General features: G+C 69.3%; 16 protein-coding genes. 10 read left to right on the forward strand and 6 right to left on the reverse strand.

The window, feature by feature from the left end; translation table 11 throughout:
- Positions 1–28: 28 nt before the first annotated feature.
- The 4 genes from BJQ94_RS12800 to BJQ94_RS12815 all read left to right on the forward strand — a co-directional run bounded on the left by BJQ94_RS12800 (position 29) and on the right by BJQ94_RS12815 (position 3,914).
- A complete protein-coding gene (locus BJQ94_RS12800; protein WP_265397983.1) occupies positions 29–1,330 on the forward strand; it encodes an O-acetylhomoserine aminocarboxypropyltransferase/cysteine synthase family protein in 1,302 nt (433 codons plus the stop codon).
- Positions 1,327–1,908 (forward strand): CoA-binding protein, encoded by a 582-nt coding sequence (locus tag BJQ94_RS12805; protein ID WP_265397984.1) that lies wholly within the window; start codon positions 1,327–1,329, stop codon positions 1,906–1,908. Before BJQ94_RS12800 ends, BJQ94_RS12805 begins: the two co-directional genes overlap by 4 nt.
- A gap of 20 nt (positions 1,909–1,928) precedes the next feature.
- Positions 1,929–3,314 carry an L-serine ammonia-lyase gene (locus tag BJQ94_RS12810; protein ID WP_265397985.1) on the forward strand — a complete coding sequence of 462 codons (1,386 nt, stop codon included), beginning with the start codon at positions 1,929–1,931 and terminating at the stop codon, positions 3,312–3,314.
- Between the two features lie 432 nt (positions 3,315–3,746).
- Positions 3,747–3,914 (forward strand): LysM domain-containing protein, encoded by a 168-nt coding sequence (locus BJQ94_RS12815; RefSeq protein ID WP_275875490.1) that lies wholly within the window; start codon positions 3,747–3,749, stop codon positions 3,912–3,914.
- A 14-nt stretch (positions 3,915–3,928) separates the two neighbouring features.
- Here the strand turns inward: BJQ94_RS12815 and BJQ94_RS12820 are convergent, their stop codons facing one another.
- Entirely contained in the window at positions 3,929–4,984 is a 1,056-nt protein-coding gene (locus BJQ94_RS12820) for a Gfo/Idh/MocA family oxidoreductase (RefSeq protein ID WP_265397987.1), read from the reverse strand.
- A gap of 23 nt (positions 4,985–5,007) precedes the next feature.
- Entirely contained in the window at positions 5,008–5,490 is a 483-nt protein-coding gene (locus BJQ94_RS12825; protein ID WP_265397988.1) for an Lrp/AsnC family transcriptional regulator, read from the reverse strand.
- A gap of 169 nt (positions 5,491–5,659) precedes the next feature.
- Here BJQ94_RS12825 and ald point away from each other — a divergent pair, with 169 nt between their 5' ends.
- Positions 5,660–6,793, forward strand: coding sequence for an alanine dehydrogenase (ald, locus tag BJQ94_RS12830; protein ID WP_265397989.1), 1,134 nt, complete (start codon positions 5,660–5,662; stop codon positions 6,791–6,793).
- Here the strand turns inward: ald and BJQ94_RS12835 are convergent.
- The 4 genes from BJQ94_RS12835 to BJQ94_RS12850 are packed head-to-tail and all read right to left on the reverse strand — an operon-like array spanning position 6,790 to position 13,921.
- Entirely contained in the window at positions 6,790–9,288 is a 2,499-nt protein-coding gene (locus tag BJQ94_RS12835; protein WP_265397990.1) for a DEAD/DEAH box helicase, read from the reverse strand. The two genes, ald and BJQ94_RS12835, sit on opposite strands and share 4 nt — an antisense overlap.
- Before the next feature lie 27 nt (positions 9,289–9,315).
- Positions 9,316–11,367: a glycosyl hydrolase gene (locus BJQ94_RS12840; protein WP_265397991.1), complete on the reverse strand. Its 2,052-nt coding sequence runs from the start codon at positions 11,365–11,367 to the stop codon at positions 9,316–9,318.
- A 29-nt stretch (positions 11,368–11,396) separates the two neighbouring features.
- Complete coding sequence (locus BJQ94_RS12845; protein ID WP_265397992.1) at positions 11,397–12,128, reverse strand: biotin/lipoyl-binding protein; 732 nt, start codon at positions 12,126–12,128, stop codon at positions 11,397–11,399.
- Positions 12,125–13,921, reverse strand: coding sequence for a glycosyltransferase family 2 protein (locus BJQ94_RS12850; protein ID WP_265397993.1), 1,797 nt, complete (start codon positions 13,919–13,921; stop codon positions 12,125–12,127). Before BJQ94_RS12850 ends, BJQ94_RS12845 begins: the two co-directional genes overlap by 4 nt.
- A 547-nt stretch (positions 13,922–14,468) precedes the next feature.
- Between BJQ94_RS12850 and BJQ94_RS12855 the strand changes: the two genes are divergently transcribed.
- The 5 genes from BJQ94_RS12855 (at position 14,469) to BJQ94_RS12875 (ending at position 19,114) form a co-directional block, all read left to right on the forward strand.
- Positions 14,469–16,097 (forward strand): molybdopterin-dependent oxidoreductase, encoded by a 1,629-nt coding sequence (locus BJQ94_RS12855; RefSeq protein ID WP_265397994.1) that lies wholly within the window; start codon positions 14,469–14,471, stop codon positions 16,095–16,097.
- 2 nt (positions 16,098–16,099) lie between these two features.
- Positions 16,100–16,477, forward strand: coding sequence for a TraR/DksA C4-type zinc finger protein (locus BJQ94_RS12860; protein WP_265397995.1), 378 nt, complete (start codon positions 16,100–16,102; stop codon positions 16,475–16,477).
- A gap of 9 nt (positions 16,478–16,486) precedes the next feature.
- The gene (locus BJQ94_RS12865) at positions 16,487–17,659 is read left to right on the forward strand and encodes a DUF4232 domain-containing protein (RefSeq protein WP_265397996.1); all 1,173 of its coding nucleotides are present in this window, start codon (positions 16,487–16,489) and stop codon (positions 17,657–17,659) included.
- Between the two features lie 112 nt (positions 17,660–17,771).
- Entirely contained in the window at positions 17,772–18,758 is a 987-nt protein-coding gene (locus BJQ94_RS12870) for a hypothetical protein (RefSeq protein WP_265397997.1), read from the forward strand.
- Positions 18,759–18,766: 8 nt separating this feature from the next.
- On the forward strand, positions 18,767–19,114 hold the full coding sequence (locus BJQ94_RS12875) for a winged helix-turn-helix domain-containing protein (protein WP_265397998.1): 348 nt from the start codon (positions 18,767–18,769) through the stop codon (positions 19,112–19,114).
- Positions 19,115–19,188: the final 74 nt, after the last annotated feature.

Raw genomic sequence — 19,188 nt, forward strand, 5'->3', positions numbered from 1 at the left:
GCCGGCGCAGGGCCGGTAGCGTACTCCCATGGCAGATCGCGAGTACGGCTTCACGACCAGGGCAATCCACGCCGGGAACATCCCCGACGCAGTGACCGGGGCGCGGGCCCTGCCCATCTACCAGACCAGCGCTTTCGTCTTCGACGACACCGCGGATGCCGCGGCCCGCTTCGCCCTGCAGAAGTACGGCAACGTCTACTCTCGGCTCTCCAACCCCACCGTGGCGGCGTTCGAAGAGCGCATCGCGAGCCTCGAGGGCGGCCTCGGCGCCGTCGCCACCGCCTCGGGACTCGCCGCCCAGTACATCACCTTCGCCAGCCTGGCCGGCTCCGGCGACCACATCGTCTCCAGCGCCAACCTTTACGGCGGCTCGATCACCCAGCTCGACGTGACCCTGCGTCGTTTCGGCGTGGAGACCACCTTCGTGCAGTCCGCCGACCCGGCAGACTACGCCGCCGCGATCACGGACAAGACCAAGCTGATCTTCGCCGAGACCGTGGCCAACCCGTCCGGCGAGGTCGCCGACATCGAGGGCCTGGCGGCGGTGGCGCACGCCGCCGGCATCCCGTTGATCATCGACTCCACCATCGCCACCCCCTATCTGTGCCGCCCCATCGAATGGGGCGCTGACATCGTCATCCACTCCGCCACCAAGTTCCTCGGCGGCCACGGCACCACCCTCGGCGGCATCGTCGTGGAGAGCGGCCGGTTCAACTGGCACAGCGAGAAGTTCCCGCTCTTCACCGAGCCCGTGCCCAGCTACGGCGGCCTGGAGTGGTCCGGCAACTTCGGCGAGTACGCCTTCCTCACCCGCCTCCGCGCCGAACAACTGCGCGACATCGGCCCCGTGCTGGCCCCGCATTCCGCGTTCCTGCTCGCCCAGGGCGTCGAGACGCTGCCCTACCGCCTGCAGGCGCACGTGAACAACGCCCGCATCGTGGCCGAGTGGCTCGACGCCGACCCGCGGGTCGATTTCGTCAACTGGGCCGGCCTGCCCAGCCACCCGCACTACGAGCGCAGCCTCAAGTACCTGCCCAAGGGCCCCGGCTCGGTGTTCAGCTTCGGCGTCAAGGGCGGCCGCGACGCCGGCCGCACCTTCATCGAATCGGTCGACCTGGCCAGCCACCTCGCCAACATCGGCGACGCCAAGACCCTGGTCATCCACCCGGCCTCCACCACCCACGCCCAGCTCAGTGAGCAGCAGCTCGTCGACGCCGGTGTGCTGGCCGGCCTCGTGCGCATCAGCGTGGGCATTGAGGATGTCGACGACATCATCTACGATCTCGACCAGGCCCTGGCCCAGGCCGCCGGCACGTCAGGAGCGTCATGAGCACCGACACTGTGAACAGCACCGAAACCGTCCAGCTCACCAACGGGCTCAGCTGCAGCGTTCCCGCCGATTCCCCGCTGGCCAAGCTGCTGCGCACCCAGCGCACCTGGGAGGGACCGGACGCCAAGGCGCGCCTGGGCATCCTGCGCCGCGCGAAGTCCATCGCCATCGTGGGCGCCTCCCCCAACCCCGCCCGCTCCAGCTACTTCGTGGGCACCTACCTGCAGCAGTCCAGCGACTACAGGGTCTACTTCGTCAACCCCCGGGCCGACACCATCCTCGGCCAGAAGGCCTACCCCGATCTGGCCTCGCTGCCCGAGGTGCCCGATATCGTCGACGTCTTCCGCAAGGCGTCCGACATCCCGTCCGTGATCGATGACGCTCTCGCGGTCGGCGCCCAGACGGTGTGGGTGCAACTCGGCATCTGGAACCAGGAGGCGGCTGAATACGGCGAATCGAAGGGTCTCACGATCGTGATGGACCGGTGCATCAAGATCGAGCACGCCCGCTTCCACGGCGGACTGCACCTGCTCGGCTTCGACACCGGCCAGATCACCGCGCGCAAGACCATCCGGTAGCCGCCGCGTACGATGGGCAGGTGACAGCGTACGTTTCGGCTCTCGACCTCTTCTCCATCGGAATCGGTCCATCCAGTTCCCACACGGTCGGCCCGATGCGGGCAGCCCTCGTCTTCGCCGAGAACCTCGCCGCCGGCGGCCGTCTCGACGAGGTTGTGCGCATCCGCTGCTCGCTGTTCGGCTCGCTCGGCTCGACCGGCCTCGGCCACGGCACTCCCGATGCGATCCTCGCCGGCCTGGCGGGCCTCCGCCCCGAGGCCTGCGACCCCGATGATGTGCGGGGCCGCTGGACAGACCTCGCCGACGGCGCGACGCTGCCGCTGAACGGAACGCATCCGGTGACCGTACAGAAGAATGATGTGGTCTTCGAACCGCGCACCCGGCTGCCCGGGCATCCCAATGCCATGACCCTCTCGGCGTGGGGCGACGACGCCTCGCCCGACGCCGCTCCCCTGCTGGAGGAGACCTACTACTCGATCGGCGGCGGCTTCATCCGCCGCGACGGCGACCCCGTGCGCCCCGCCTCCATCCACCCCCAGCCGATGCCCTACGCATCCAGCGCCGCGCTGCTGGCGCTCTGCGACGCCCACGGCATCGGCATCTGCGACGTCGCCCGTGCCAACGAGGAGGCCATCCACGGCGCCCAGGGCCTCGACGCCGGACTCGACGCCATCTGGGACGCCATGCACTCCTGCGTCGAAGCCGGACTGCACGTCGACGGCATCCTGCCCGGCGGCCTGCGGGTGAAGCGCCGGGCCTCCGCGATTCGTATGCAGTTGGAAGAATACGACGGTCTTCCGCAGCGGGAGCGCGACACCTCGACCGAGTGGCTGCATGCCTTCGCCCTGGCCGTGAACGAGGAGAACGCCTCGGGCGGTCGCGTCGTGACAGCACCCACCAACGGGGCGGCCGGCATCATCCCTGCCGTCGCGCACTACTACCTCAGGTTCGTCCCCGGTGCGGATGCGGCCGGCATCCGCCGCTTCCTCCTCACCGCCGTAGCGATCGGGTCGCTGGTCAAGGCCAACGCCTCCATCTCCGGAGCGGAGGGCGGCTGCCAGGCCGAGGTCGGCTCGGCATGCGCCATGGCGGCCGGGGCGCTCTGCGCCGTGCTCGGCGGCACCCCGCGCCAGGTGGAGAACGCGGCGGAGATCGCCATGGAACACCACCTCGGCCTCACCTGCGATCCCGTCGGCGGGCTCGTGCAGGTGCCCTGCATCGAACGGAACGCCATCGCCGCATCCACCGCGGTGTCGGCCGCGCGGCTCGCCCTGCACGGCGACGGCACCCACCTGGTGTCGCTTGACACCGTGATCGAGACCATGCGCCAGACCGGGCTCGACATGATGACGAAGTACAAGGAGACCAGCGAGGGCGGCCTCGCGGTCAACGTCATCGAGTGCTGACTGCGCTGTCGGAGACGCCACTCGAAGAGGGCACACCAGGGCGCCCCGACAACGTAATCCCTGACCTAAGCTAGGTTCCCGGGGGTACACCATCGACGATTCCACTCTTTCACCGCGCCGCCTGCTGTCGCCGCGCCCGCTCGGCGCCGCTCTGGTCGTCGCCGCAGGACTGCTGCTCACCGGCTGCGCGACCGCGCCGGCGCCCGCCGTGACCCAGACGATCGTGGTCACCGCGACCCCGACGCCCACGCCGACACCGACTCCTACCCCGACGCCCACGCCTACGCCGGTGCCCACCGAGGAGCCCGTGGTGGAGGACCCGTCGCTCGACCCGAACCCCGAACTGCCCGCCGAGCCCCTGCCGGAGGGCCCGGCGCAGGACCTCGGCGCTATCCCGGGGCCCAGGGCACGCCGGAGCTCGACGGCACGGGCATGCCGATCAGCTACAAGGTCATCGAGAACGACTCGTTCTTCGACATCGCCCAGCGCTTCAACATCCCGATGCAGCAGCTGCTCAAGATGAACCCCAAGGTTTCCGGGGTGGGCGAGAACATCTACATCCGCCAGGTGATCAACCTGGACTGGACCAAGACCGGGTAATCAGCGGGTCGCACTCAGCGGTTCGCGGCGTGGATGCGCTCAATCACTTCGATGGTACGGATCGCGTCTGCGGGATTCACCGGCAGCGGAGCCCCACGCAGGAGCGCGTCGGCCAGCTCGGCGTAGAACCCCACGTACCGGCCACGCTCGGTGGGGACCACCCGGGTGGCCCCGTCGATACCCAGGGTTCCCCAGGCGCTCTCCGGCTCCAGCCCGAAGTCGGGGTCGCTCGGCCGCGCACCGGCCTGGATCGCCTCTTCCTGCCCGTCCAGTCCCCACTTCACGTAGGCGGCCTCCGAGCCCAGCACCCGGTAGCGCGGGCCGACCTGCGCGGCGAACTTACTCATCCACAGGTGCGAGGTCACGCCGGAGCCGTGGTGCAGCGAGACGAAGGTGTCGTCATCGGCGGCGGCATCCGGCCGCCGGCTGTGCACCTCGGCGGTCACGTCGTCGATCGGTCCGAACAGCTGCACCGCCTGGTCGATGAGGTGGGCGCCGAGGTCGAAGAGGATGCCGCCGCCGGCCGCCGGCGTGGCTCCGGCCTTCCAGCTGCGGGCCGGTCCGGGCCTGAAGGATTCGAACCGGGACTCGAACGTGTACACCTCACCGAGGGCGCCATCGGCCAGGAGCGCGCGCAGGGTGAGGAAGTCGCCGTCCCAGCGACGGTTCTGGAACACCGTGATGGGCAGGCCCAGGCTTGCCGCCCGGTTCAGGAGCTCCCAGCCATCGTGGGAGTTGGTGGAGAACGGCTTGTCGATCACAACGGCCAGGCCGGCGTCTAGAGCGGCGTGGGCGAGCGGAACGTGGGTCTCCGGCGGTGTGCCGATCACGACGAGGTCGAGATCACCTCGGGCGAAGAGTTCCTCAGCGGTCGCGAGCACCTGCACGCTTGGGTAGGCCTCGAGGGCAGCGGCGCCGCGCTCGGCGTTCGAGGTCACGATCACATCGAGCGAGAAGTCCGGGTTGGCCGCCAGGAACGGGGCGTGGAACACCCGCCCGGACAGCCCGTAGCCGATCACTCCCGCGCGGATCGGAGCGGTACGTGGGGTGTCTGTCTGAGTGGAGGCCATACTCCGAGGCTACAGCGATGAGACTAGAGCGACGGCGCGACGTGGTCGAAGATGATGCTCGTGCGGGTGGACGCCACCACCGGATCGGCCGACAGGTTGTCGAGCACAAAACTGCGCAGCCCGTCGGTGTCGCGCACCGCCACGTGCACCAGGAAGTCCTCGTTGCCGCCCACGAAGAAGAACTGCATCACCTCGGGCAGTTCGCGGATCCGGGCCGCGAACGGGGTGATCTGCGACCGGGCGCCGGAGTGGATGTTGACGCTGATGAGCGCCTGCACGCCCAGACCCAGCGCCGCCGGGTCGATGTCCACGGTGAAGCGCCGGATCACACCGCGGCTCACCAGCGACCGCACCCGCTCCAGGCAGGTCGACGCCGCGATGCCCACGGATGCGGCCAGCGCGGCATTGGTCAGGCGCGCGTTGGAGCGCAGCAGCGCCAGTAGGCCCCAGTCCACGGCATCCAGAACGTCGGTGGAGACGGCCAGTCGATTCTTCGGTATCGCCATATCCAGATTCCCTCACTGCCGAAGCCTGCGCGGCGGATTTGCCGAATGAGTTCAATATATTCGGTCGCATTGCACATCGACCGACGATGACCCAGCATTATCTCGTTCCCACCACAGATCGCGCGGCCCGCGCAGCTCTCATCCCACGTCCCACCAGCCAGGAGTCCTCATGCGCGTCGGTATCCCCCGCGAGATCAAGAACCACGAATATCGGGTGGCCATCACCCCCGCCGGCGTCTCCGAGTTCGTGCGCCTCGGCCACGAGGTGCTCATCGAGACCAACGCCGGCGTCGGCTCCGACATTTCCGACGGCCAGTATGCGGCCGCGGGCGCCACGATCGCCGGCACGGCCGCAGAGGTGTGGGCATCCGCCGACCTGCTGCTCAAGGTGAAGGAACCAATCGCGGCCGAGTACCCGCTGCTGCGCCGCGACCAGGTGCTGTTCACCTACCTGCACCTGGCCCCCGCGCCCGACCTCACCCAGGCCCTGCTGGCCTCCGGCACCACGGGCATCGCCTATGAGACCGTGCAGCTGGAGGACCGTTCGCTGCCGCTGCTCGCCCCGATGAGCGAGGTGGCCGGCCGCATGTCGGTGCAGGTGGGCGGCTACCACCTGATGCGCTCGGCCGGCGGCCGCGGCGCCCTGCTCGGCGGTGTCTCCGGCACCAAGCCGGCCAAGGTCGTCGTGATCGGCGGCGGTGTGGCCGGCGAGCAGGCGGCCACCATGGCCGTGGGCATGCACGCCGACGTCACCATCTTCGATATCTCCGCCAAGCGCCTGCGTGAGCTGGATGCCCGCTTCGACGGCCGGGTGCACACCCTGCGGTCCTCCGCCTACGAGATCGCCGCGCAGCTCACCGACGCCGACCTCGTGATCGGGTCGGTGCTGGTGCCGGGCGCCTCCGCGCCCAAGCTCGTCACCGACGCCATGGTGCGCGCCATGAAGCCCGGCGCCGTGCTGGTGGACATCGCCATCGACCAGGGCGGCTGCTTCGAGCACGCCGTGGCCACCACCCACGACGAGCCGGTCTACCCGGTGCACGACACCCTGTACTACTGCGTGGCGAACATGCCGGGCGCCGTGCCGGTCACCTCCACCGAGGCGCTCACCAACGCGAGCCTGCCCTACGCACTGGCGATCGCCCAGAAGGGCTGGCGTGCGGCTCTGGCGGCCGACCCGGCGCTGGCCCGCGGCCTGAACGTCTTCGACGGCCAGGTCACCAACCCCGCCGTCGCCGCCGCGCAGGGCCTGGACTTGCTGCCGGTGGCCGACGCCTTGGCTGAGCCGGCCCTGACCGCCTAGAGCCGGTTGATGCCGGTCACCTTCAGGGCCGGCACACCCAGCTCGTCGGAGTCCGCCAGGTCGATCTCGGCGCTGATGCCCCAGTCGTGGTCACCGGCCGGGTCGTCGAAGATCTGCCTGGCGGTCCAGACCTGGGCACCCTCGTCGAGGATGAGGAGCCCGGCGCCGCGGGCGTTGGCCCCGGCGAGCAGCTCGTCGTGCTCGGCGTAGTAGCCGTCCATGGCGTCGGCCCAGGCATCCGCCCCGAAACCGCTCTCGCGGTCGAGGTCGCCGAGAGCGTCGTAGTTCTCCAGCGCGGCCAGCTGCACTCGGCGGAACAGTTCGTTGCGCACCAGGATCCGGAACGCGCGGGTGTTGGTGGTGAGCCGGTGCGGCGCGGGCGGCACCACGGCGTGCGCGACGTTCTCGTGCGCGGCGAGGTCGGGGTGGATGAGTTCCTCCCACTCGTCGAGCAGGCTGGAGTCCACCTGCCGCACGAGTTCGCCGAGCCACTCGATCAGGTCGAGCAGGTCTTCGGTCTTGGCTTCGTCCGGGATGGTCTGCCTGGCGGCCCGGTACGCATCCGAGAGGTAGCGCAGCACAACGCCCTCGCTGCGGGCGAGCTTGTAGTAGGCCACGAACTCGCCGAACGACATGGCGCGTTCGTACATGTCGCGCACCACGGTCTTGGGGCGCAGCGGGAAGTCCGCGATCCAGGGCTGGGACTGCTTGTAGGTCTCGAACGCGTAGCTGAGCAGTTCGTCCAGAGGCTTCGGCCAGGTGATCTCCTCGAGCAGCTCCATGCGCTGGTCGTACTCGATGCCCTCGCTCTTCATGGCGTTCACGGCCTCGCCGCGGGCTGCGAACTGCTGGCCCATCAGCACCGGGCGCGGGTCGTCGAGGGTGGACTCGAGGATCGAGATCATGTCGAGCGCGTAGGTGGGCGCCTCGATGTCGAGCAGGTCGAAGGCGGCCAGCGCGAACGGCGACAGCGGCTGGTTGAGCGCGAAGTTCGCCTGCAAATCGACCGTGAGGCGGATGCTGCCGTCCGTGCCCTGCTCCACGATCCCGGCGGCGCGCAGGGTCTTGTAGATGCCCAGCGCCCGGCGGGCGTGGGCGAGCTGGCGCTTCCAGGGCTCGTGGTTGTCGAACACCAGCGAGTAGACGTTGGCGTAAGCGTCGCCGCCGCGGGCGATCACGTTGATCAGCATGGCGCTGGTCATCTGCATGCTCGAGGTGAGGGTTTCCGGCTCCGCGTCGACGAGCCGGCGGAAGGACGGCTCCCCCCAGGAGACGAAGCCCTCGGGGGCGCGCTTGCGCACGATCTTGCGGCGCTTCTTGGGGTCGTCGCCGGCCTTCTCGATGGCCTTGAGGTTCTCGGTCTCGTGGTCGGGTGCCTGCACCATCACGGTGCCGGCGGTATCGAAGCCGGCCCGGCCGGCGCGGCCGGCGATCTGGTGGAACTCGCGGGCGTTGAGCTGGCGCATCTTCACACCGTCGTACTTGGTCAGCGCCGTGAACAGCACGCTGCGGATGGGCACGTTGATGCCGACGCCCAGGGTGTCTGTTCCGCAGATCACGCGCAGCAGGCCGCGCTGGGCGAGCTGCTCCACCAGCCGGCGGTACTTGGGCAGCATGCCGGCGTGGTGCACGCCGATGCCCATCCGGATGAGCCTGGACAGCGTCTTACCGAAGCTGGTGGTGAACCTGAACTCGCCGATCAGCTCGGCGATGGCCTCCTTCTGCTCCTTGGTGACCACCTTCACGCTGGAGAGTGCCTGGGCGCGTTCGAGGGCGGCGGCCTGGGCGAAGTGCACGATGTAGACGGGCGCCTGGCCGGTCTTGAGCAGGTCCTCCACGGTCTCGTGCACCGGGGTGGTCTCGTAGAAGTAGTGCAGCGGCACCGGCCGCTCCACCCCGGTGACCACGGCCGTGTCGCGGTTGGTGCGGCGGGACAGGTCGGCGGCGATGTCGGTGACGTCGCCGAGGGTGGCCGACATCAGGATGAACTGCACCCGCGGCAACAGCAGCAGCGGCACCTGCCAGGCCCAGCCGCGGTCGGGGTCGGAGTAGAAGTGGAACTCGTCCATCACGACCTGGTCGACCGGGGTGTCCTCGCCGTTCCGGAGCGCCAGGTTGGCGAGGATCTCGGCGGTGCAGCAGATGATCGGGGCGTCGGAGTTGACCGAGGAGTCGCCGGTCATCATGCCCACGTTCTCGGGGCCGAAGATCTCCACCAGCGCGAAGAACTTCTCGCTCACGAGCGCCTTGATCGGGGCGGTGTAGAAGCTGCGCTTGCCGGCCGAGAGAGCGGCGAAGTGCGCGCCGACGGCCACGAGCGATTTTCCGGTGCCGGTGGGGGTGGAGAGGATCAGGTTGGCGCCCGAAACGATCTCGATGACCGCTTCTTCCTGGGCCGGGTAGAGCCTGAGGCCCGCATCCGCCGCCCACAGTTCGAACGCCTCGAAGAGGACATCGGGATCGGTGACGTGCGGGAGAGCGGAGAGGGTTGCCATGATCCTTCGATCCTGCCCTATACCGACTCAGTCGGCGTGCTCCATCAGCCAGGCCAGCAGGTAGGCCCGGCTGTTGCCGTCGTCGATCCGGTCTTCCGGTAGTCCCTTGGCTGCCTCGAGGGCGGCGGATGCGGCGTCCCTGCCCTGAAGGGCGGAGTACATCAACAGGTAGTCGCCGAACAAGACGTCATAGCTCGCTGTGCCGGAGCTGCCGGCGGGCAGGGCCTCGGCCAGGTTCGCTTGCACTCGCTCGGGGTCCCCGCCGAGGTAGTCGGCGACCGGACTCATCGGCAGCACCAGGATGCCGAGCATGGCGCTCGGTTCGGCGCTGAACCAGGTGGCGTAGTCCCGTTTGCCGCCCCAGACCAGCGATGTGATGGTGTGGTCGAAACCCTGGTAGACCGGGTCGGCCAGGTCGAAGTCGGTCCAGTAGGCGCGGGAGGAGGCCGCCTCGGCGGAGAGCATCCATTCGGCTTCGGTCTGCAGCCCGGCCTGGTCGCTCGCGGCGGCCCACAGGGCGAGCCCGTTCCAGGCGGTCACGGCCTCTGAGCTGGATTCCTGGTTGTTGCCGTCGCCGAACGGCGAGGTGCCGCTGGCCCAGGAGTGACCGGCGTAGGCGTCGAACACCCGCCGGTCGGGGAATGACTCGCTGCCACCGGTGGTGGCCAGGTCGGCCGCGAGCAGGTTGAGCACCGGTGCCCAGCGTTTCACCGCGTCGGGGTCCTCCGCCGCCACCACCGCCGCGGCGTAGAAGAAGTAGCCGTAGTGGAAGTGGTGGTCGTTGAATTCCTCCGAGCCGAACGAGGTGGCCAGGCCCACGATGCCCTTCGCGGCGGGGTCGTAGACAAAGCAGCGCTCGGTGCGGGCGACGCAGCCGTCGGGGTCCATCCAGTCGTCGAGTGCGGCGCTGAGGCGATCGGTGAGAGCCGCCACCGCGTCATCGGCGCCGACCTGACGGGCCACCTCGAGCAGGTTGGCGGCCCGGTAGAGCGACTTGCCGCCGAAATAGGTGTCGGCGGCAAACGTCGGGGTGGACGCCACATCCGCGCGCACTTGGTCGGCCAGTCGGGCGCGTTGATCGTCGTCGAGGGCGGAGAGGTCCACGGCGCCGCTCGGGGCGACGGTGGGCACCGACCAGCGGAGCGCCGACCCCTGGCAGACCGTGAGCGCTCCGTAGATGCTCCGGTACTGCCCCCCGGCGCAGGATGCATTCTTGTCCAGGCCGGCTTGTTGGTGCGGGAGTGCGGCGATCAGGGTGTCGCCGCCGTCGCTGGTGTCGTATGAGATGGTGGTGCCGATGGTGTCGGCGCCGGTTGCGTAGTCGACGCGGGTGCCGGTGACCGGGTGGGTCGCGGCTTCGACGAAGGCGTCGAGGCCTCCGCCTGTCGGCAGGGCGAACCAGGTGGCGGACTGGCCCGACGCCAGGGACAGGTCGGTGCCGGCCGAGAGCGTGCCGCCGCTGACCAGCCCGTAGGTGTCGCCGGCGACCTCGGCGGTCCAGGCGCCGCCGCTCTGCCCGGTGTTCGCGGCGGAGAAGACCGTCGGCATTGTCAGGGCCACGTCGGTCGCGGCGGTGAACGACACGAACGGAGAGCCTTCCGCGATCACCGTCCTGCCCACCAGGGCGCCATCGACGAACTGGCCGATGGTGACCGACGCCTCGTCGTAGGCCGTCACTCGCTGGTCGAGGGCGGCACCCCCGGCACCGACCTGCACGCCGATCTGGCCGGCGAAGCCGCCCATGATCACGGTGGGTTCGGCTGACACCGCCGGCAGTCCGAAGGCGAATCCGGTGTCGGTGAGCTGGAAGGTCAGCGGCAGCGGGAACACCGGCATCGATGGGTCGCCGAAGACCAGGCCGGAGAACCAGCGGTTGGTCGGCGGGATCAGCCCGTCGGCGAGCCGGGCCGTCGGCAGGGTTTTCACGGTCTGCTGGGGCAACGCGTTCACCAGCGGCGCCACCTCGGCACTCGGGAAGACGGCCGCGCCCCGGGTCTCGTCGTCGCCACCGGCCGAGGAATCGGCATCCGACGCGGTGCAGGCGCTCAGAACCGTGGCGAGCACGACAATCGCGGCCATCGTGAGTGGGCTCCTCCCCCTCCGCACGCTCACAGTCCGATCGTCCGCAGGAAGCTGAACAGGCCGTCGCTGGCCCCGGCGAGGAGGCCGTCGTCGCGCAAGGAAATGGTCGCTGTCACGGGTGTGCCGGGCGCCATCAGCCCGTTGGCGGCGCCGTCGACGAGGTCGGGGCTCACGACCTTCGCCGTGGTCTCGGCCTGGCCATCCGCGGTCTGCACGTCCAGGGTGTCCATGGTTCCGGCTACCCGCGTCTGGTTGGGCAGCACGATGTCGACGGCCGCGCCCGGTTCGATCCGCGCATAGTCGCCGCTGGTGAGCACAAAGTCGGCCGACACGAACAGGGAACCGGTCTTGTTGATCACAGCTAGCACCTGGCCTGCCTGCACAAAGGAACCGCGCTCGGTGGTGATGTCGGTGAGGGTGCCGTCGACGGACGCGGTGAGGGTGAGCACGCCGTCGTCGCCGACGGAGTAGGCCACGTTGTCGGCCGTGACCAACCCCTCGGCCAGGTCGGCCTGCAGGGTTGGACTCTGCAGGGTGAACAGGGCCTGGCCGGCCTTCACCTCGTCACCGTCGTCGACGAGCCGGTCCAAGACGGTTCCGCCGTAATCGGATCCCACCGGATACTCCGCCGCCTGGATCGACGCGGAGGCGCTCATCACCTGGGCCTGCCGCTGGTTGAAGACAATGGTGAGCACCGCGACAATACCGACAACCGCGATGAGTCCGACGAACAGCTTGAATCGATTGGCCCAGGTCATGAGGGCACCACCTCGCGGGTCGGGGCGGCCTGGATAGAGGCGGGAACGCCGTCCGCCGCGGTGCGGATGCCGCTGGGTCGACGGGCTTCGGGTCGACGGGCCATGGCCCGCACCCGGCGGGCGCTGTGCGACTCGTGCAGCGCCGTGCCCACAAAGGTGCCGAGGATGAGAGTGTTGGTCACGTTCCACGCCGTGGCCAGGGTGAGGGTGCCGATCGTCAGGTCCCGCCACACCGCCACCACCGAGGTCAGCAGCAGGAAGACGAAGAACAATACCTGCGGAATCATGAAGTTGAACGGTGAGGCCGCCTTCGACCGGTTGCCGGTGGCACTCCAGTGCTGTTCCTTGCCGACCAGCACGTTGACCAGCGCGGCCACATAGATCGGGAACGACGCCGTGGCAAGCATCAGCGTCTCCCACCGGAATGACCCCATCGTGTAGAACGCTAGGACCACTTGCATCAGGTAGAAGCCCGCGTAGTACAGCAGCCAGGTCACAACGGTTGTGGAGATGTTCATCGGGCGCAGGTCGAAATAGATCTCCAGCGGCGGCACCAGTAGCAACAACAACGGGGCGATCCCGGTGAGGTAGAAGGATGCCGTCACCAAATACTGAAGTCGCTGGTCGAAGGTGAGGCGGCGGCGCGGGCTGAGCGGGTTGCTCTGCAGCAGGATCTCGAAGCCGCCCGTTGCCCAGCGCAGCTGCTGTTTCGTATAGGCCTCCACGGTGTCCGGCGCGTGGCCGGTCGCCAGCACGGTGGGAATGTAGATGGTCTTCCACCCGCGTTCGTGCAGCTTGAGCGAGGTCCAGACATCCTCGGATTTGGAATCGGTGTACATGCCGCCGACGTCGTTGATCGCATCCCGGCGGAAGATCACATTCGTGCCCACGCAGAATGCGGCGTTGAAGCGGTTGCGGCCCGGTTGGATGAAACGGTAGAAGACGGCCTGCATGTAGCCGGCGCCGCGGGAGATCACGTTGTGCAGATTGCCGTAGGCCTGCGGGGTCTGCACAAAGGCGACTCTGTCGTCGATGAAGAACGGCAGGGTCTCGATCAGGAACTCCGGCTTGGGCACGAAGTCGGCGTCGAAGATCACAAAGTACTGGGCGCTGCTCACCGTGAGAGCGTGGTTGACGTTGCCCGCCTTGGCGCCGTTCGAGCTCAGTCGGCGCAGGTATCGCACGCCCAGCTCGGCGGCGAGATCGCGCACATCGTCGGACCGGCCGTCGTCGAGCACCCAGGTGAGATGCTCACCGTGCATCTGGCGCGCGGCCGTCACGGTGCTGCGGATCACGTCGAGGTCCTCGCCGTAGGTGGTGATGAATACGTCGACGGTGGCCGGTTGGTCGCCCAGGTGCAGCGGCCACCGCTCCGGCCGGTTCTGCAGGCCGTCCCTGGCCACGGAACGGGTGTGCACCAGCGTGGCCTGGGCCTGGTGGAAGTTGAACTCCCGCGGATCCGTCGACCCGGACAGGATTGTCCACATCGACAGCAGCGCCTGGAAGATCAGGATGGACTCGGCGACGATCACCAGCGAATACGGCAGCCAGTCGCCCCGGCTCGCCGGGTTGAGGAGGAAGTTCGCGTACGCCAGGATGCCGACCGTGGCGATCAGCACCAGCATCACAAGCGATGGCGAGTGCGCGTGACCCGCGGAGGCGGGCCGTGCCGGGTACGGGTGAGTCGCCAGCTGATGGGTGGGGATGCGGTGCATAGCCTCGGGCGGGACCCCGTCTTCCGACGGGGATCCGGGTGTGGCGGGGACGCCAAGGCTGGGATGAAGGGAGGTCATCCGTCTCTCTTTCGGTGCAGGATTCGGGTCCGGGGTTCGCGAACGGGGTCTCGGGCGAGGTTCGCGGTGCTAGTGCGGAACGCAGGCGTGACCGGGATCAGTCACTGGTGGGGCCGAGGAGCTGGTTCGAAGAGCGGCACGAGAGAACCGGGAGCACGGGAACAAGACCGTCCGGGCATGCCTGAATACGCCATGTCTGGAGGGGCAGCGGGCTTCGTCGGCCGTGGTTCGCGGGTTCTCTCGAGATCGGTATCCGGATGGATCAGGATGCGAGTGGAGCGGCGTGCAGCCAGGGGTAGAGGCGAAAACGATGAACGGGGAGGTCGGGTTCGACCGTTCGTCGTGGCGTGCAGGTATCACCGTAAGTCCGCTGCCCAGCGGCGGTCCATCGGTTCCCCCAACGTTCTCTTATTCGTAACACGGCTGTAATCAGGGCTGAGATCTGGACCGCCGCCTCGATCTCACCCGTGCCGCCGTAAGAGTTTCGTAAGGGCGATCCATCGGACAACACGGCACAGCTCCCAGCCGGCGAATCTAAGCTGAGGCCATGTCCAGCCCTGCCACGCCGCCACCGGTCGTCACGCCGCCACCGGGCCCGCTGCTGCCCGCCCTCGCCGGCCTGGCCGCGGTCGTCGCCGGATTCGGCCTGGCCGAGTTGGCCGCCGGGCTCATCGCCCCAGGGGCGAGCCCGGTGCTCGTCGTCGGCGCCCTGCTCATCGACCTCGCCCCGGCCTGGCTGAAGGAAGGGGTGATCGCGCTCTTCGGCACGGCGGACAAGGCCGTGCTCATCGGCTTCATCGCTCTGGTGGCGGCGCTGCTCGCCGCCCTCGCCGGCATTCTCGAGTACCGCCGGCCGCCGTTCGGCCGGTACCTGGTGGTGGCCGCCGGCCTCATCGCCCTCGCGGCCGCGCTCACCCGCGCCGACGCGTCGCCGTTCGACGCGGTGCCTCCGGTGCTGGCCATGATCGTCGCCGCGCTCGTGCTCACCATGCTCACCACCCGACTGCGCGCCAGCCGGGCCCCCGCCGCCGCGGCCGCGGCCGCGGCGGCATCCGCCGAGTCGGGCCGGCCGGCATCCGTGACACCGGCGGCGGCTTCGCGAGCCGCCCTCGACCGGCGCCGTTTTCTGACCTACACGGGCATCACCGCGGGCGCCGGCGTGCTCGCGGCCATCGGCGGCCAGCTGCTCACGGCCGGCAGCCGGGCTGCGGATGCGGCCAGGGCGCTGTTCACCCTGCCGGCGCCGGCGACTCCGGGAACTCCGACCCCCGCCGGCGCGTCCTTCGACATCGAGGGTCTGTCGCCGGTCATCACCCCCAACGCGGACTTCTACCGCATCGACACCGCCCTCTCGGTGCCGCGGGTCGATCCGTCGACCTGGACCCTGAAGATCACCGGGATGGTGGAGACCGAGGTGGAGATCGACTTCGCCGAGCTCCTGGCTCTGCCGCTGGAGGAGAGCACCACCACGCTCGCTTGCGTGTCGAACTACGTGGGCGGCGACTTGATCGGCAACGCCGTGTGGCTGGGCTACCCCATTCGCGAGCTGCTCAAGCGCGCCTCACCCACGAGCGAGGCCGATATGGTGCTCTCCCGCAGCCAGGACGGCTGGACGGCGAGCACCCCGCTCGAGGCGCTCACCGACGACCGCAACGCGATCCTCGCCGTGGGCATGAACGGCGACCCGCTGCCGCTCGAGCACGGCTACCCGGTGCGGATGGTCGTGCCCGGCCTCTACGGCTACGTGTCCGCCACCAAGTGGGTCACCGAGATGGTGGTCACCCGCTTCGACCAGGAGACTGCCTACTGGTCCACCCGCGGCTGGTCGGAGAAGGGGCCGGTGAAGCTGTCCTCCCGGGTGGACGTGCCCCGCGAGAACGCCACCGTCGCCGCCGGAACCGTGACCGTGGCCGGCGTCGCCTGGAGCCAGCACGTGGGCGTCTCCGCAGTAGACGTGCAAGTGGACGACGGCGACTGGAACCCCGCGACCCTCGCCGACGCGATCTCGGTGGACACCTGGCGTCAGTGGCGCTGGGACTGGGAGGCCTCCAGTGGATCCCACACCATCCGGGTGCGCGCCACAGACACCAACGGCCTGGTACAGACCAGCAAGCTCGCCGATGTGGCGCCCGACGGGGCCACCGGCCTGCACGAGATCAGCGTCTCGGTCTCCTGAGCGTGACCGGGTCTGCGGAGCCGCTGACGGCGGCGGATGTCGCCCATTTCGAGGGACTGCTGCGTCGGCAGAGGCAGGACCTCGAGCAGGAGGTGGCCCGCCAGGGCGACACCCTCGACGCCGTGCGCGCCGCCCGCAGCGACGGGGACGCCGATGACGAGCACGACCCCGAGGGCCCGACCCTTTCCGACGAGTGGTCGCTTCGGGCGGGCGTGCACAGCGAACTCACAGCCTCCCTGGCGGCCATCGACGCCGCCCTGCATCGCATCGACGACGGCAGCTACGGAATCTGCCTCCGCCGGGGCGAACCGATCGGTCGCGAGCGGCTGGAGGCCCGGCCGGCCGCCGAGCTCTGCATCGACTGCGCCCGCGAACAGTAGGCTCAACCCATGTCATCGTGGGGGCGCGTTCGACTCGGCTGGGGGCCGAGCCTGGCTGCTGCTGTGCTCTGGCTGGGCAGCTCCGGCGTCTTCGCTTACCTCGCCTGGCAGGAGCGGATTCCGCGGCAGGTCCTGGCCCACGTGGTGCCGGAGGGCATGCCGTCCAGCCTGATGTACCTCACGTTTCCGTGGATCGTTCTCGTGCCCCTGCTCTCGACCGCGACCGTGTTCGTGGTGCACCTGCTGCTGGCCGGCCTGGTCGGCACTGATGCCTCCGGCCCGCGTTCGACGCGGTTCCTCGCGCTCTGGTTCGTGGCCGTCCTCACCGGGGTACTCGCCATCCTCCCCTTCGCAGTGAGCGCGATCATCACGGAGTTTCCGCCCAGCCGGGCCGCGTTCATCCTCGATCCCGCCGGCAGCCTGATCCTGCACAGCGGTTACTGGGGCCTGATCTGCGGGTGGATTCCGGCCCTCTTGGCTTCCCGAAGCCGCGCCCGTGTGGCGGTACCGGCGGCCGAGGCGACCCCCGCCGCATCCCGCCGCCCCGCCCTGCTGCTCGCCGGCGTGGTGGTGCTGGCCCTCGGCCTGTCCGGGCTCAGCGTGGGAGCCGGCGCCCGTGCGGCCAGGGTGGCATCGGCCGAGGCCTCGGCTGTCGCGGAGGGCCAGACCCTGGGTGACGCGCCAGACCCCGACGTCGAGTCCACGCCCCCGCCTACCGTGGCGCCGGGAGCCGACCTGGACGACATCGACCCCACCTGGTGCACGCCGGAGCAGGCGACTCCACTCCTCGGCGACCCGGATGCCGCCACCGGGCACCGGGTGCTCAGCATCGAAGTGATGAACTTTTCCGACACGCCTTGCGTGCTCGATGGTTACCCCGATCTGGCGTTCGCCGACGCGGACGGGTCGGCCATCGACGTGACGATCACGCACGGCGGATCGTTCATGGCCGAGGACCCGGGCGCGATGCCGATCACAGTGCCTGCCCATGGCTACGGCGTGACCCGAATCGGCTGGAACGCGATGGCGACCGATGGCGAACTGGCCACGTACACCCTGTACTCCGCGCTGTATCCGGGGTTGGAGCGGGGCTCCTGGCCGATCACCCTGGACATCGTGGCCGGCGGCGAGGTCTTCGTCACAGCCTGGTCGGTCAGCGAACCCGCACCCGCCGGCGAATAGGCGCGTCCGCTCTCGACAGAACCAATCCGGAAATGTACCATTCGGTTAGTACAAGTCGGATTCGGGGATTCGCTGGTCACAGCGGGGATGCAGGTGGCGCATGGCGTGGTGGATGACCGCCTATGAAGTGGGGTCTGTGGCCCCGGTGCTGGTGGCGCTAGGCATCCTTTTGCACGGCATCCGTGTCTCCGAGGCGGCCGCACCGCGGTTGCGCGCGCTGCCCGCCGACACCGCTCCGTCCTGGGATCGCGCCATGAGCGGGCAGCTGCGCCGCGGCCTGATCGCCGGCGGCATCCTCTGCGGCATCATTGTGGCGCTGATCGTCCTCACCTGGATGCCGATCGGCTTCGAGTGGCGTATGTGGCGATTCCTCGTGCCGGTGCTCGCCGGCATGCTGTGCCTGGCCGCGCTCGTGCTGGTGCCCGGCTCTCGGCCCGGGCACCCAGCCGGAGCCGAGCGCGCTCTCGACCTCACCCCGCGCACCCTGCGGTCGTTCGGGCCCGGCTGGTGGTTCACGGGCTGGCTGACGGCCACCGGCCTGCTCGTGATCACGGTGTTGTGCGCGGGCTGGCTGTCCTCGCCCGACGAGGCGGGGAACTACACCCGAATCACCGTCGCGATGGGATCAGCGTCGTCCAGCAGCGATTTCCTCGGCTGGTTCTACGGCGTGCCACTGCTGGCCGGCATCGCAGGCCTCACGGCCCTCACAGTGATCGCTCTGGCCGGCATCGCCCGATCACCGCTGGCCCCCACGACGGATGCGCGCGCCGTCGACGTGTGGCTGCGTCGCCTGGGAGCCCGTACGGTGCTCTCGGTCAGCACGGGGGCTGCGCTGGTCACGCTGGGACAGGTGTGGGACCTGATCGGTGCGACAGCGCGGATGACCGGCTCGGTAACCTCCGCCGCCGGGATGATCGAGGTCGGAACGCCCTTCGCGGCGCTGGCCTGGCCGCTCTGGGCACTGGGCTATCTCGCCCAAGGTCTGGGTATAGCGCTGCTCCTCCTACCGCTGTTCGCCCGCCGGGCCCGCTTCGCCCCACGCGCGGCGACGACGGCCGACGAGTCCCCCAGCCCACTGTCCACCACTTCCCGGGCCTAGTCGTGGTTGTGATCAACCTGGACGGGTCCGGCCAGCCGGCGGACCAGATCTACCAGACGCTGCGGAGCGTCATCCTGGCCGGGAGCATGGCGACCGGAACAAGGCTCGCGCCGGTTCGGCAGCTGGCCCGCGACCTCCAGGTGGCCCCCGGCACGGTGGCCAAGGCCTACAAACTGCTGGAGCAGGACGGCCTCGTCGTCTCGCGTGCCGGCGCCGGCACCCGGGTGGCCGCCGGCGTGACCGCGCCACCTGCCGCTGTGCTCACGGCCGCTCGGATCCTCGCCTCCGTAGCGGCCGACAACGGGCTGAGCCTGGACGACGCCATCACCGCACTGCGGGGCTCCTGGCCGGGCTGATGTCGGGCGGACCGCGCAATTTTCGGCGCCGGCCCCTCCTCCACAGGGCGCTGTTTTACAACCTTTCCCCTCCT

The sequence above is a fragment of the Cryobacterium sp. SO2 genome, from assembly GCF_026151165.2.
Classification (GTDB): Bacteria; Actinomycetota; Actinomycetes; order Actinomycetales; family Microbacteriaceae; genus Cryobacterium.